This is a genomic window from Streptomyces sp. GL_141, from assembly GCF_057834385.1.
Genome location: NZ_CM174402.1, coordinates 5,020,484 through 5,033,115, shown reverse-complemented (window position 1 = coordinate 5,033,115; position 12,632 = coordinate 5,020,484). Strand labels below are relative to the sequence as shown.

Genomic DNA, 12,632 nt, shown 5'->3' with positions numbered 1-12,632 from the left:
CGCCCCCCGGCGGGCCGTCATCGGCGCGGCTCACGACGGGCACGTCCCGGCCCGCCGGAGCCAGACCCAGCCCCTCCGGCGTCACATTCAGCCCCTCCGGCGTTTGAGGAGCAGGGGTCCGGGGACTGGTCACCGGCAACGGCGCCGCACGGTCCGAACGTGCCGGGGCCACATCCAGCCCCGTCAGCGTCGAATTCAGCCCCTCCGGCGTTTGAGGAGCAGGGGTCCGGGGGCCGGCCCCCGGCAACGGCGCGGCACGGTCCGGACCCGCCGGGTCAGTGCCCCGGGGGCCCCGGCCGGGACGGGGCAGCGTCACCGCCCCCCGGGACCCGGCCGCGGGAGCGGCCATCGCGTGGTCGTACACGTGCAGCAGCTGCGCCGCGCTCCGGGCGATGTCGTAGCGCCGCACCACCCCCGGCGGCGGCAGCCGCTGCGCGCCGGCCTCCATGTGCCCCCGCAGCGCCGCGACGAGCTCCTCCGTGCCGGTGCCGATCCGCCGCGCCCCCGGCGCCTGCGCCGCGGGCAGGTCGTCGATCGCCGGGCAGGTGACGTGCAGCACCGGCAGGCCCGCCGCCAGCGCCTCGATCACCGCCAGCCCGAAGGCCTCCTCCCGCGACGGGGACACGAACACGTCCATCGCCGCGAGCAGCGCCGGGATCCCCGGGGTCCGCCCGTCCGTGCTGTCGCCCAGCGGGTCCCGCTCCCCCAGCAGGTGGATCCGGCTCTGTGCCCCCAGCTCGGCGGCGAGCCTGCGCAGCGCCGCCCGCTCCGGCCCGTCGCCGGCGAGCAGCAGGTGCGCGCCGGGCAGCGCCGCCACCGCCCGCACCAGGACGTCGAACCGCTTGCCCGGCACCAGCCGGCCGACGCCGCCGACCACGAAGGCCCGCTCGGGCAGTCCGGTCCGGGTCCGGGTGGCCCGCCGTACGCCCTCCTCGAAGCGGAACCGCACGGCTTCGATCCCGTTCGGCACCACGTGCACCCGGCCGGCCGGCACCCCCCAGGCCTCCAGGCGGGCCGCCACCGTGTCCGATACGGCCACGGTCGCGGCTCCCAGCCGTTCGCTCGCCAGGTACAGGGCGCGTACCCCGCCCGAGAGCGGCCGGCCCTCGATCTCGGCCGCGCCCAGGGAGTGTTCGGTCGCCACGCTCACCCGCACGCCCGCGAGCCGGGCCGCGAGGCGCCCGTACACGCAGGCCCGGTAGAGGTGGGTGTGGACCAGGTCGTAGCGGCCCCGCCGGATGAACTTGGCCAGCTTCGGGACCGCTCCCAGGTCGCGGTTGCCGCGCATCCCGAGGTGGACGACGCGGACCCCGTCCGCGCGCAGGCCTTCCGCGACCGGGCCCGGGTTGGTCAGCGTCAGGACGTCGCAGCGCATCGGCATGTGCCGCAGCAGCAGCCGCAGTTGCTGCTCGGCGCCGCCGACGCCGAGTCCCGTGATGACGTGCAGCACCTTCCCGGGGCTCACAGGTGCACCGCCCGGCGCAGCGCGCGCGCCTGGTGGCGCACCTGCTTGATCCGCAGCCGCGGGCCGCCGTCGGCCTGGCTGATGTGCGTACGGGGCATCGCGTGGGGTCCGGCGAGCCGGCCGGGGTCGATGGCGCAGGCGTACCCGTAGCCGGCGGCCCGGGTCGCGGCGACGACCCGGGCGTCGAGGTGCCCGTACGGGTAGCAGAATCCGGCGGGCAGCGTCCCGGTCAGCTCCCGGATCAGCTCGCGGCTGCCGCGCAGTTCCTGCGCCAGTACGTCGTCGGGGGCCGCGGTGAGGTCCTGGTGGAGCAGCCCGTGCGAGCCGATCTCCTGTCCGGCGGCGGCGACTTCGCGGATGCCCTCGGCGGTCAGGAGGGGCTTGCGGGGGCCGAGCGGGTCCCAGACGTTGTCCACGCCGAGCCGCCCGGGCAGCACGAACAGGGTGGCGGTGCAGTCGTAGCGGCGCAGCAGCGGCAGTGCGCGGGTCAGGAAGTCGGTGTAGCCGTCGTCGAAGGTCAGCCCGACCAGCCCGGCGCCGCGCCCGGCGGCGCGGGCGCGCAGCAGTTCGCCGACGGAGACCCCGCGCAGTCCCCGGGAGCGCAGCCACAGCAGCTGGGCCTCCAGCGCGTCCGGGGTGACGGTGATGCCGTACGGGTCCTCGGCGGGATCGGTGAACTCGGCGACGGAGTGGTACATCAGGACCCACGGCGAGCCGGTGCGGCGGGCGGGGGCCGCCGTGGCGGGGCGCGCCGTTTCGGTGTCAGCGGACATTGCGGAACCTCTGGGTGATCTGGGAGGTGAGGTGAGCGGTGAGCTGGGCGAGCTGGCCCGGCAGGGCGGTGACCTCCAGGGCCCGTATGGCCATGCCGGTGGCGCCGAACATGGCCGGGACCAGCAGGCAGCCGAGGGCGGCGCTGACCAGCGGGTCGGGGATCATCGGCCCGGCGATCCAGCCGGTGGCGCAGGCGGCGAGGGCCGCGACGGAGAGCCGGCCGATGCTGACGGCGACCCGGCGGACCTGGATGGCGATGATCCGCGAGCCGAGGCCGGTGAGCAGCAGTGCGGCGGTGGTGGAGATGCCGGCGGCGTTGGCCGCGGCGATCCCGTAGGTGCCCCACCAGCCGACGGCGAAGGCTCCGGCCACGATGTTGACGAGGAGTCCGGCGCCCATGGCGAGGGCCGGGAACCAGATGGGCCGGGCGGTGGAGAAGAAGGGCCGTGAGAGCGCCCCGACGAGGCAGTGGCCGAGCAGGCCGAGGCCGTAGACCCGCATGACGGAGGCGGTGGCCTCGGTGTCGACGTGGGTGAACGCCCCGCGTTCGAAGAGGACTTGGATGATCTGGGGGGCGTACCCGATGACGAGCGCGGTGCCCATGAGGACGGCGAGCGAGGCGAGCGCGAGGTCCCGCTCGACCCGCCGACGGGCCTTGTCCCGCTCCCCGCCGGCCATGGCCTGGGCGACGACGGGGAAGGTGACGGTGCAGATCATGAGGGAGAGCACCATCGGCATCTGCGCGACTTTTTGGGCGTAGTTGAGGTGCGAGATGGCGCCGGACGGCAGCGAGGCGGCGAGGAACCGCTCGACGAGGACCTGGGACTGCCGGAAGACGGCGAAGAAGATCACCGGGGCGATCACGCCGAAGGCGATCAGCGTCGGCCGGTCGCGGTCGCGCTGGCTGCGCGGGGCGCCCTTGGCGCGGGACGGTCCGAAGCCCACGTTCCGGATGAAGGCGGGCAGTTGGACCAGGGCCATCAGGACTCCGCCGACGGCGACCCCGGCGGCGGCGGCGCGCACCCCCCACAGGGCGTGCAGGGCGACCATGGTCCCGATGATGCCGACGTTGTACGACACGTAGATGGCGGCGGGCGGCAGGAAGGAGCGGTGCGCCCTGAGGGCTGCGCTGAAGTAGCCGGCGACCCCGAAGGACAGCACGGTCAGGGCGGTCATCCGGGTGCATTCGACGGCGAGCCCGGGGTCGGGCAGCCCCGGCGCGAGCACGCCCACGACGAGCGGCGCGGCGATGATGAGCACGGAGGCCACGGCTGCCAGGAGCACGAGCAGCCGGGGCAGCGTGGCGCCCACGAGCAGCCGTACGGGATCCTGCGCGCGGGCCTCCTGGCGGGTGAGCCCGGCCCTGCTGGCGGCCCGGCGGGCCAGGGCGTGGCTGAAGGCGGGCACCATCAGCAGGGCCATGGCGTCCTCGATGAGCAGCGTCGAGGCCATCTCGGGGACGGTCCAGGCGATGAGGAAGGCGTCGCTGTCGTGCCCGGCTCCGAAGAGGTGCGCGATGGTCTGGTCGCGGATCAGCCCGAACACCGCCCCGGCGGCGGTCAGCCCGGCGGTCACGGCGGCCGCCTTGGCGAGCGCCCCGCCGCTCCCCGACCGGCCCCCGTCGCCCGGGGCCTTCCCGTCGGTGCCCCGGCGCCCGCTCCCGAAGGCCCCGGACCCGACGGCCCCGGGCCCCGCGGGCACCAGACCGGGCGCGGCCGCGCCCCGGTCGAGGCCCGGCCCGGGCCGGCCGGTGGCCACCACGCGGCCCGCTCCGGCTTCGCCGGTGGGGACGGGAACGCCCACATGCGCGGCTCCGCGCCCGGCGGACAGCGTGCCGCCCGACGCGGCCACCCGGCCCGCGGCCTCGGCCGGGCCCGTGGACGGCGCACCGGTGGAGCCGGGGGCCAGGGGCGGAACGGGCGGGTGCGGCGGACGGCCCGCAGCCGCGGCGACCTCGGTCGCCGCGGCTGCGGGCCGCCGCCAGGGCGTCGTATCCGTCACCGGCCGGCCGCACCGTCGGGGGCCGCGGCCCGGGCAGGCGCACCCGGCCCACGGCCGGACCCCGCGGCGGCCCGGCCGCCGGAGGCCGCAGCCCCGCCGACCGGGCCGGGAGCACGACCGGGGGCCGGGGCGGGGGCCGGAACGACCCGGCTCCGCTCACCCGTACGACCGCCGGAGGCACCCGTCCCGCCCCCGGAGGGCAGGGCCCACCAGGCCGCCAGGCCGATGATCACTCCGGTCAGGACGGTCGACGGGCCCCCGATGTCCGCGTAGAGGAAGTCGGTGAGCTGCCACACGAGCAGGCCGATCGCGACCAGACCGCAGTCCCGCAGCGCCGAGGGCCCGGCCAGACTCCGCCGCAGGCCCGCCACCAGCAGGGCCAGCCAGCCGCCCGCCAGGGCGATGAGGCCGATCAGCCCCTGCTCGCTCAGCACCAGCAGGTACATGTTGTGCGGGGACAGCAGCGGCTGGCGGATGTACCCCTGGCCGGCGCCCGCGGTGTCGCTGCCGGAGGACAGGGCCAGTCCGGAGTGCGCGTCCCGGTTGGCCGGGAAGCCCTTGAGCCCGACCCCCACCGCGGGCCGCTCGCGCCACATCGACCCGGCCGCGGCCCACATCGTGTAGCGGTCGGTCACCGACTGGTCGGGGGCGTCGGAGACCTGCGTGATCGAGGTCAGCCGCTCCGCGACCATCGCGGAGCCGACGCCGAAGCCGCCGACGAGCACCACCCCGGTGGCGGCCAGCGCGAGGAGCACCTTCAGGGCCCGACGGATCCCGGCCAGGGCCATCACCAGCCCGGCCGCGGCGAAGGTCGCGATCCACGCGCCGCGGCTGAAGGACAGCACCAGCGGGAGCACCAGGACCAGCGCCGCGGCGCCCGAGGCCCGCCGGATCCGCGCCGGCAGCCCCGGCGCGAGCGCGCCGGCCGTCGCGACGACCAGGCCGTAGGCCACGACCGTGGCCATGCCCATGACGTCCCCGGGTCCGAAGGTGCCCACGGCGCGGATGTCCTCGCCCTGGTACGAGGCCCCGGTGTGGGTGGCGAACTGCACCACGCCCACGGCTCCCTGGACCAGCGCCAGCACCACGAAGCACCCCGCGGCCAGCCGGAACTCCGAGGCGTCCCGCACCAGCAGCACGATCGCCGCCGGGACCAGCACGAACACCTGGAGGTAGCGCACGAACCCGGGCAGGGCCGCGTACGGGTCACCCGCGGTCACCGTCGAGACGGCGAGCCCGAGGGCCGGCAGGCCGAGGACGAGCACCCCCAGCGGGCTCAGCGGCCGGACCCGGCCCCGCAGGGCCTGGATCCCGCAGACGAACACGAGCAGCAGTGAGGCGGCGTCGGCCGGACCGACCTTCCCCGAGGCGGTCGCGTCACCGGCCGGGACGGGGATCAGCAGGGCCAGTACGGTCGCGGCGAGCGGCAGCAGCGGCCAGTGCCGGCGCAGCAGGTCGGCGGGGTCCGGGCAGGACCACGACGTCGGTGACGTCGGTGCGGCAAGGCTCATGCTTTAGCTGCCCCCCAGCCGGAAGCGGAAGAAGGAGGCCGCGGTGCGGGCCAGGATCCACAGGTCCTGCCACAGCGACCAGGTGTCGATGTAGTGGTTGTCGAAGCGGGCCCGGTCCTCGATGGAGGTGTCCCCGCGCAGCCCGTTGATCTGGGCGAGGCCGGTGATGCCGACGGGCATCCGGTGCCGGGCCTCGTACCCGGGGTGCACGCTGCTGAACTTGGCGACGAAGAAAGGCCGTTCGGGGCGCGGACCCACCAGGCTCATGTCACCCCGGACCACGTTCCACAGCTGCGGCAGCTCGTCCAGCGAGGACTTGCGCAGGAAGGAGCCGATCGGGCTCATCCGGCAGTCGCCGGCCACCGTCCAGCGGGTGGCGGACTCGTGCGCGTCGGCGCGCAGGGTGCGGAACTTCAGCAGGGTGAAGGGGCGTCCGTACAGGCCGACCCGCTCCTGCCGGAAGATCACGCCGGGCCCGTCGGAGATCCGTACGGCGAGCGCGCAGACGCCCATCACGGGCGCGGCGGCCAGCAGGGCGATCGCGGCGAGCGAGGAGTCGATGACCCGCTTCGCCCACCGCTCCACCGGCCGGGCCGGACGCGGCAGCAGCGGCTGGACGGCGTACCCCCACAGCTGGTCGGCGGGCTGCGCGACGCGCATCCCGGTGACCTTGGCGGTGCCCGCCGGGTCGGCGAGCCAGAGCCGGCACCCGTGGTCGTGGAAGAGCCGGACCAGGGAGGCGGTGCGTTCGTCGGCCTCGGGCGGGCGGGTGAAGACGGCGTGCCGGACGGAGTTCTGGATGACGGCCCGCCGGATGTCCTCGTGGGTCGCGAGTACGGGCACTCCCGCGGCCGCCTCCCCGTCGGGCCCGGTGTCCGCGAGCCCGACGGGGCGCAGTCCGTACTCGGGGCGCCCGTGCAGGGCGGCGGCCACCGCGCTCGCCCCGGCGCCGGGCCCGACGACCAGGGCGGAGGCGGGGCGGCGGGCGCGGGTGCGGCGGCGGAGCTGGTTGACGAAGCCCCGCCCCGCGCAGGCCAGGACGACCTGCACGCAGACGGCGCCGAGCAGGGCGCTCCAGCCCAGGGCGTCACCCGGGGCGGTGGCGGCCAGCACGGCGGCGGCCCCGCACCACAGCGCGGCGGCCCGCCCGGCGAGCGCGGGCAGGTCGAGGAGCGCGGAGGGGGCGAGCCGCGGCCGGTACAGCCCGGCCTGCGCGTGCAGCGCGACCAGGGCCAGGGCGAGGGGGGCGGCCGCCCCGAGGGGCAGCTCCGCTCCGGGCAGCGCCGCCACCGCCGCCGCGGCGGCGAACCCGTCGGCGGCCAGCAGCGGGGCGATCCCGTCCCGGCGGCGCACCCGCTCGGGCCGTACGGCGGCCCGAGCGCGGTCGGCTTTGGGCCCGCGCGGGGGGTGGATGGCGGTGACGGAACGGCGCACGGCGGTGACGCCGGTGCCGGACGCGCCACTGGTGGCCGTGCCGATCGCGCCGACACCGCCGGCGGTGCTCGCGGTCGTGGTCGTACCTGTGATGCCGGTGATGCCGGTGATGCCGCCGGCGGGCCCCGTGCCGTCCTGCCCGGTGTGCCGGGCGGGTGCGCTGTCCATCGTCATCGGCTGATGCGCTCCTGGTTCAAGGGCCGGGGCCTGCCCAGCAGTTCGTGATACAGACCGGTGACCGCGTCCGTGGTGCGCCGCACGTCGAATTCCATCCGCGCGTGCCGCTCCGCCTGCTCCCCGAGTGCGGCGAGCAGCCGCGGCTCGGCGAGCAACCCGCCCAGGGCCTTGGCCAGCGCCGTCGGGTCCTCCGGTTCCACCAGGCACAGCCGTCCCTGGCCGGGCGGGAGGCTCTCCCTGGCACCGCTGACGTCGGAGACCAGGACCGGGCGGCCACAGGCCATGGCTTCGAGCGGGGCGAGCGCCATGCCTTCCCACCGCGACGGCAGTACAACGAGATCGGCGGCCCGAAGCCACGGCCGGATGTCGAAGGCGGACCCCGCGAAGTGGACCGAGGCCGGGGCCCCGCGGCGCAGCCGTTCCATGTCGGGGCCGTCCCCGACGAGCACGAGACGGGCTCCGGGAACGGCTCCGAGCAGCTCCGGCCAGGCACGCAGCAGGACGTCCTGCCCCTTCTGCTGGCAGAGCCGGCCGACGCAGACGGCGAGCGGCCCGTCGCCCTGGAAGGCGGCGGGCAACGGAAGTTCGGCGCGGGCCCGGGCCTTGTCCTGGACGGGGTCCGGGCCGCCGGGGCGGAAGTGGCCGAGGTCGACGCCGTTGCGGATCACCGACCAGCGGGCGGCGATCCCCTCGGACTCGCCGGTGCGGCGTTCGGCCTCGCTGACGCAGAGCACCCGGTCGGCCCAACGGGCTCCGAAGCGCTCCCAGCGCAGCGCGAGCGCGGCGGTGGCCCCGCCCACGGCGTCGAAGGACCAGGCGTGCGGCTGGAAGACGGTCGGGACGGCCCCGCGGACGGCGAGCCGCCCGGCGAGTCCGGCCTTGGCGCTGTGGGCGTGCAGGAGGTCGGGCCGGACGCGCCCGATCAGGCGGCGCGCGCCGAGCACTTCGGCGGCCAGGCCGGGCCCGGGGGCCCGGCCGGCACGCCAGGTGAGCACCTCGGCACCGGCCTCGCGGGCGGCGTCCGCGAGCTGTCCGCCGCGCGGGCAGCCGACGTAGGTCCGCAGACCGGCCGCGGACTGGGCGCGTACGAGGTCGACGACGACGCGGGCGACCCCGCCCTCGACCGGCTGGACGAGGTGGAGGACGGCCGGAGGCCGGGAGGAGGGGGAGGAGGGGGAAGGAGAGGGTGAGGAAGGCTGCGTCGGCACGTGGAGTGGTCTCCTGCGTTCAGCGGCGCGCGTCTGTCTGAACGAAGAGCACACCGAGGAAATGACCCTGCTTTTCGCCCGTGAACCCGAAGGTCAGGCTGCGGGCTCCACCGGACAGGGCGGGGCTCAGATCGAACACGTCCGCGTCATATCCGAGGTTATTCATATGTTCGGGCTGTCGCACGAACGAGTGATCTCCGAATTCCGTGATCGTGGAATTCATAACATCATTAAAAGGATTTTCTCCATCGCTGAGGCTGATCCGGCGCCCGCTGTCGGCGGTCACCGTGAGTGAATCCCCGAGCGTCCCGCGGTCCCCGTCGTACGCGACCACCCCGACCCGCCCGCGCGCGCCGGGCGCCGCGTCCAGACCGGTGAGGTCCACCGTCCCGTCGCCGGCCCCCGCCGCCAGCCCTTCGAAGCCGTCCCAGATCGAGACCCTGCGCACCGGCTCCTGCGGGTGCTCGTAGGAGACCACCAGCGTCCAGCCGCCCCAGGCGCCCATGTCCGAGTGCCCCATGGCGATGTTCAGCTGGGCCACCGTCCACATCCCGGCGCCGCCCTTGCGGACCAGCGGGGTCACGTCGGCGGAGGCCTGGTAGGCATCGCCGGCCGCGTCGCTGCGGTGCCCGATCACCGTGTCGGCCAGCACTTCCTTGTACGCGCCGCCCGGCTCGGCGACGAGCACCCGGCCGTTGTCCTCCGGCGGCTTCTGCTCGCCGACCCGCAGGTTCCCGCCCCAGTACAGCCGGGCGTACGAGACCTTCGCGCCCGCCGGGACCTTGAGCTCGGCCCGGGTGGAGTTGTAGGTGTCCGGGTCCTTGTCGACCTCGTCGTAGAACATCTCGTAGTCGCCGTTGGTCCCGGCCGCGCCCTTGTTGACCGCGGCACACGGCTCGGCCTGCTCGGCCTCCTCCTTGCGGCAGCCGATGGACGAGTTCGAGGCCCGGACCAGGCCGCCGTGCTGCACGGCCTGGTAACGCTGGGTGAAGGGCACCCGGGGCGCCTCCTTGACCAGCGGACTCCGCGCACCCGGCGGGGCGGCGGCCCCCTCGGTCGCACTCGCCAGGGGCGCGTTCACCGAAAGCGTGAGGCAGGACAGCAGACCGAGCGTGCCGAGGATTCTGCGGGAGGAACCCATGACCCTGTCTCCATTTTCGATCAAGGGGACAAAACAGGAGTGAACTTTGTCAGAAATCAGGAGGGAAATCACGCCGGACTCGCTCGTACGGCCTTTTGGGCGATAACACGCACCCTGGAGACGGGCGAGTCGTTATGGGGTTGCACCATTGTTCGAACCGAAAGGAAAAACGGAGATGAAGAAGAGGCTGGTGCGCGGCACCACCCTGGCGGTCGCGAGCACCGCGCTGCTGATGGGCGGCGCGGGCCTCGCCTCCGCGCACGGCGGCGCGACGGCGAACGGCTTCACCGGCGAGTCCCCCGGCGTCCTGAGCGGCAACCTGCTCCAGGTCCCGGTCCACGTCCCGGTGAACGTGTGCGGCAACACCGTGAACGTGATCGCCCTGCTGAACCCCGCGTTCGGCAACACCTGCGTCAACGCCTGACGTCAACCGTGCCGCTCGAAACTTCGGCATCCGAGTGAAGACACGCAACCCGAACCGCGGTTGCGCCGTTGATCCGAGTGCTTGAGTACCGGGCAATCCTGCAAAAAAGGGACCATCATGATCAAGAAGTTTGCGGCCGGCGCAGCGGTTGCCGCCTCGTTCGTCGGTCTGGGTGCCGCCATGGCCCCGCAGGCCATGGCCATCGGCAACGACCACGGCATCAACACCGTGAACGGCAACGGGGCCTCGCAGATCTACGGCAACCAGGCCACCTACGGCAACATGAGCCCGCAGATGGCGCTCATCCAGGGCTCGTTCAACAAGCCCTGCATCGCCCTGCCCGCCAAGGCCAACGTCCAGTCCGTCCTGGCTCTGGTCAACGTCGGCGTCCAGGACATCCCGGTCCTGTCCAGCCCGCAGAACCAGCAGTGCACCGAGAACTCCACCCAGGCCAAGGGCGACGAGGCTCTCTCGCACATCCTCAGCAACATCCCGGTCCTGTCCGGCAACGGCTCCGCCGGCAGCTGACAGCGCCGCGCCAGCTGACACAGCACCGCGCCAGTGGGGCCGTCGCACCTTCGGGTCGCGGCGGCCCCGCCGCATGTCGGGAGACCGAATAGGGACACCGAAGCGACCGGAACAATCCGGCCACAATTCAGGACGCCCGAGCATCTGAGTGAATTGGCCGGAGGCGCGCGAAAATCCCCGGTTTCTTTTCCCGGACCCACTCGTTGTTATTTCTGCAGCGGATAGACCTCTGCGGGAAGGAAACGAAAACAAATGACGTACAAGAAGGCAGTGGTGCTGGCCGCCGGCATTCTCATGGCCGCCGGTGCCGCCTCCCCCGCCATGGCCGACTCGGCGGCGGACGGCAAGGCCGTCGGCTCCCCGGGCGTCCTCTCCGGCAACGTGCTCCAGGTCCCGGTCCACGTCCCGGTCAACGTCTGCGGCAACACCGTCAACGTGATCGCGCTGCTGAACCCCGCGTTCGGCAACACCTGCGTCAACGCCTGACGAAGCGCCTGTGCCCGCAAGGGCAGACCTCCTCGGGGTGGCCTCGGAGTGCACGGCGGTGCACTCCGAGGCCACCTTCGATTCAGCACCGGCCGCAGGGCCGGTAGACAGGGAAGGACCCATGCGACAGGTACTGAGCCGACAGGTACTGGGCAAGGGGGTGCTCACCGCGGCCGCCGCGTCCAGCCTGCTGTCGATCGCGACCGGCGCGGCCTACGCGCAGCCCGGGGCGATGGCCGAGGCCTCCCATTCACCGGGCGTGCTGGCCGGCAACAGCGTCTCGGTACCGATCACCTTCGCGCCGAACGTGTGCGGCAACACCGTGGACGCCGGAGCGGGCCTCAACCCCGCCATGGGCAACAACTGCGCCACCACGACCGGCTCCGACGCCGGACACGACTACGAGCGCTACCTCAGCCCGCAGCAGGCCGAGCAGGTCCGTCGCTACGTCGACCAGCACGACCGGGACGACCGGCGCGACGACCGCGAGGACCGGCACGAGCAGGGCGGCTACGGTGACCGCGGACCCGAGCAGCAGGGCGGCTACGGCGACGACGGACCCGGGCAGCAGGGCGGCCACGGCGACGACGGACCCGGACCGCAGGGCGGATACGGAGACTCCGCCGAGGAGGAGTGCGACGACCACCCCGCCCCGGAGAAGCCCGAACCGCGGCCGCAGCACCCGCCGGAGCAGCAGGCCGAGCACCCCCCGGCCCCGCAGCACGCGCCCCCCGCGCCGAAGCCGCTGCCCGCGCCCGAGGCGGAGCACCCGGCTCCCGCGCCGGCGCCCGCGCCCGCCCCTGCGCCCGTAGAGCAGGCACCCGCACCGCAGCCCGAGCCCGTGCCGGTTCCGGCACCGGCACCGGCACCGGCACCGGCACCGGTCGAGGAAGCCCCGCAGCCCCTTCCGGCGCCGGCGCCCGCGCCCGCTCCCGTAGTGGAGGAGGCTCCGCACACGCTCCCCGCTCCGGCGCCCGTCGTGCAGGAAGCTCCCGCGCCGATGCCCCCGCACGGCAGCCAGGTCGTGGAGCACCCGGCGCCGGTAGTGCCCCCGGCCGACCAGCCGCCGGCGGCCCCCGCCGGTGACCTGCCCGTCCCGCTCCCCCCGGCACCGCTGCCCGCCCCGGCACCCGCCCCGGTTCCCGCGCCCGCTCCGGCGCCCGCGCCCGAGGCCGTTCCCGTCGCGGCGGTCCCCGCGGCCCCCGCGCGGCCGGAGCTGGCCGCGACCGGCGCCGGCCAGCCCGGCGCCGCGGCGGCCCTGGCCTCGGCCCTGATCCTGGGCGGCGCCATTCTGTACCGCAGGTCCCGTAACGCCACCTGACGGCAATACCGGTAATCAGAAGAAATATCGGCCGGAGAATCCCTTGTCGGATTCTCCGGCCGTTGCCGTGTTCGGTTCCGCGTTTCCGTGGCGCCGGGGAATCGTTAACCAGGTCGAAAGTGGCGCGACGGTCGCCACTGGCCGCCACGGGTCACCCCCCAG

General features: G+C 74.5%; 10 protein-coding genes and 1 pseudogene. 4 read left to right on the top strand and 7 right to left on the bottom strand.

Annotation, left to right across the window (positions count from 1 at the left end):
* Positions 1-346: 346 nt before the first annotated feature.
* The 7 genes and pseudogenes from AC3IX6_RS22460 to AC3IX6_RS22430 form a co-directional block, all read right to left on the bottom strand.
* Positions 347-1,465 (bottom strand): annotated as a pseudogene (locus AC3IX6_RS22460) (glycosyltransferase); the annotation flags it as partial.
* Positions 1,462-2,238: a polysaccharide deacetylase family protein gene (locus AC3IX6_RS22455; RefSeq protein ID WP_489363999.1), complete on the bottom strand. Its 777-nt coding sequence runs from the start codon at positions 2,236-2,238 to the stop codon at positions 1,462-1,464. The gene AC3IX6_RS22455 and the pseudogene AC3IX6_RS22460, both read right to left, overlap by 4 nt.
* Positions 2,228-4,000, bottom strand: a complete 1,773-nt coding sequence (gene murJ, locus AC3IX6_RS22450) for a murein biosynthesis integral membrane protein MurJ (protein WP_489371523.1) — start codon at positions 3,998-4,000, stop codon at positions 2,228-2,230. Before murJ ends, AC3IX6_RS22455 begins: the two co-directional genes overlap by 11 nt.
* Positions 4,001-4,236: 236 nt before the next feature.
* Positions 4,237-5,751: an O-antigen ligase family protein gene (locus AC3IX6_RS22445; RefSeq protein WP_489363997.1), complete on the bottom strand. Its 1,515-nt coding sequence runs from the start codon at positions 5,749-5,751 to the stop codon at positions 4,237-4,239.
* A gap of 3 nt (positions 5,752-5,754) precedes the next feature.
* Positions 5,755-7,359, bottom strand: a complete 1,605-nt coding sequence (locus tag AC3IX6_RS22440) for an exopolysaccharide biosynthesis polyprenyl glycosylphosphotransferase (protein ID WP_489363996.1) — start codon at positions 7,357-7,359, stop codon at positions 5,755-5,757.
* Positions 7,356-8,570, bottom strand: a complete 1,215-nt coding sequence (locus AC3IX6_RS22435; RefSeq protein WP_489363995.1) for a glycosyltransferase — start codon at positions 8,568-8,570, stop codon at positions 7,356-7,358. The genes AC3IX6_RS22440 and AC3IX6_RS22435 overlap by 4 nt, the downstream gene beginning before the upstream one ends.
* A gap of 19 nt (positions 8,571-8,589) precedes the next feature.
* Positions 8,590-9,783, bottom strand: coding sequence for a DUF3344 domain-containing protein (locus AC3IX6_RS22430; RefSeq protein ID WP_489363993.1), 1,194 nt, complete (start codon positions 9,781-9,783; stop codon positions 8,590-8,592).
* A 103-nt stretch (positions 9,784-9,886) separates the two neighbouring features.
* Between AC3IX6_RS22430 and AC3IX6_RS22425 the strand changes: the two genes are divergently transcribed.
* The 4 genes from AC3IX6_RS22425 (at position 9,887) to AC3IX6_RS22410 (ending at position 12,470) form a co-directional block, all read left to right on the top strand.
* Complete coding sequence (locus AC3IX6_RS22425; protein WP_489363992.1) at positions 9,887-10,135, top strand: chaplin; 249 nt, start codon at positions 9,887-9,889, stop codon at positions 10,133-10,135.
* A 117-nt stretch (positions 10,136-10,252) separates the two neighbouring features.
* Positions 10,253-10,663, top strand: coding sequence for a rodlin (locus AC3IX6_RS22420; RefSeq protein WP_383956745.1), 411 nt, complete (start codon positions 10,253-10,255; stop codon positions 10,661-10,663).
* Between the two features lie 252 nt (positions 10,664-10,915).
* On the top strand, positions 10,916-11,149 hold the full coding sequence (locus tag AC3IX6_RS22415; protein WP_327306290.1) for a chaplin: 234 nt from the start codon (positions 10,916-10,918) through the stop codon (positions 11,147-11,149).
* Between the two features lie 121 nt (positions 11,150-11,270).
* Positions 11,271-12,470 (top strand): chaplin, encoded by a 1,200-nt coding sequence (locus AC3IX6_RS22410; RefSeq protein ID WP_489363989.1) that lies wholly within the window; start codon positions 11,271-11,273, stop codon positions 12,468-12,470.
* Positions 12,471-12,632 lie beyond the last annotated feature (162 nt).

Bases quoted from the DNA above. Each gene is read 5' to 3' on its own strand.
- AC3IX6_RS22455 (WP_489363999.1), bottom strand. From the start codon at position 2,238: ATGTCCGCTGACACCGAAACGGCGCGCCCCGCCACGGCGGCCCCCGCC.
- AC3IX6_RS22445 (WP_489363997.1), bottom strand. From the start codon at position 5,751: ATGAGCCTTGCCGCACCGACGTCACCGACGTCGTGGTCCTGCCCGGAC.
- AC3IX6_RS22440 (WP_489363996.1), bottom strand. From the start codon at position 7,359: ATGACGATGGACAGCGCACCCGCCCGGCACACCGGGCAGGACGGCACG.
- AC3IX6_RS22425 (WP_489363992.1), top strand. From the start codon at position 9,887: ATGAAGAAGAGGCTGGTGCGCGGCACCACCCTGGCGGTCGCGAGCACC.
- AC3IX6_RS22420 (WP_383956745.1), top strand. From the start codon at position 10,253: ATGATCAAGAAGTTTGCGGCCGGCGCAGCGGTTGCCGCCTCGTTCGTC.
- AC3IX6_RS22415 (WP_327306290.1), top strand. From the start codon at position 10,916: ATGACGTACAAGAAGGCAGTGGTGCTGGCCGCCGGCATTCTCATGGCC.
- AC3IX6_RS22410 (WP_489363989.1), top strand. From the start codon at position 11,271: ATGCGACAGGTACTGAGCCGACAGGTACTGGGCAAGGGGGTGCTCACC.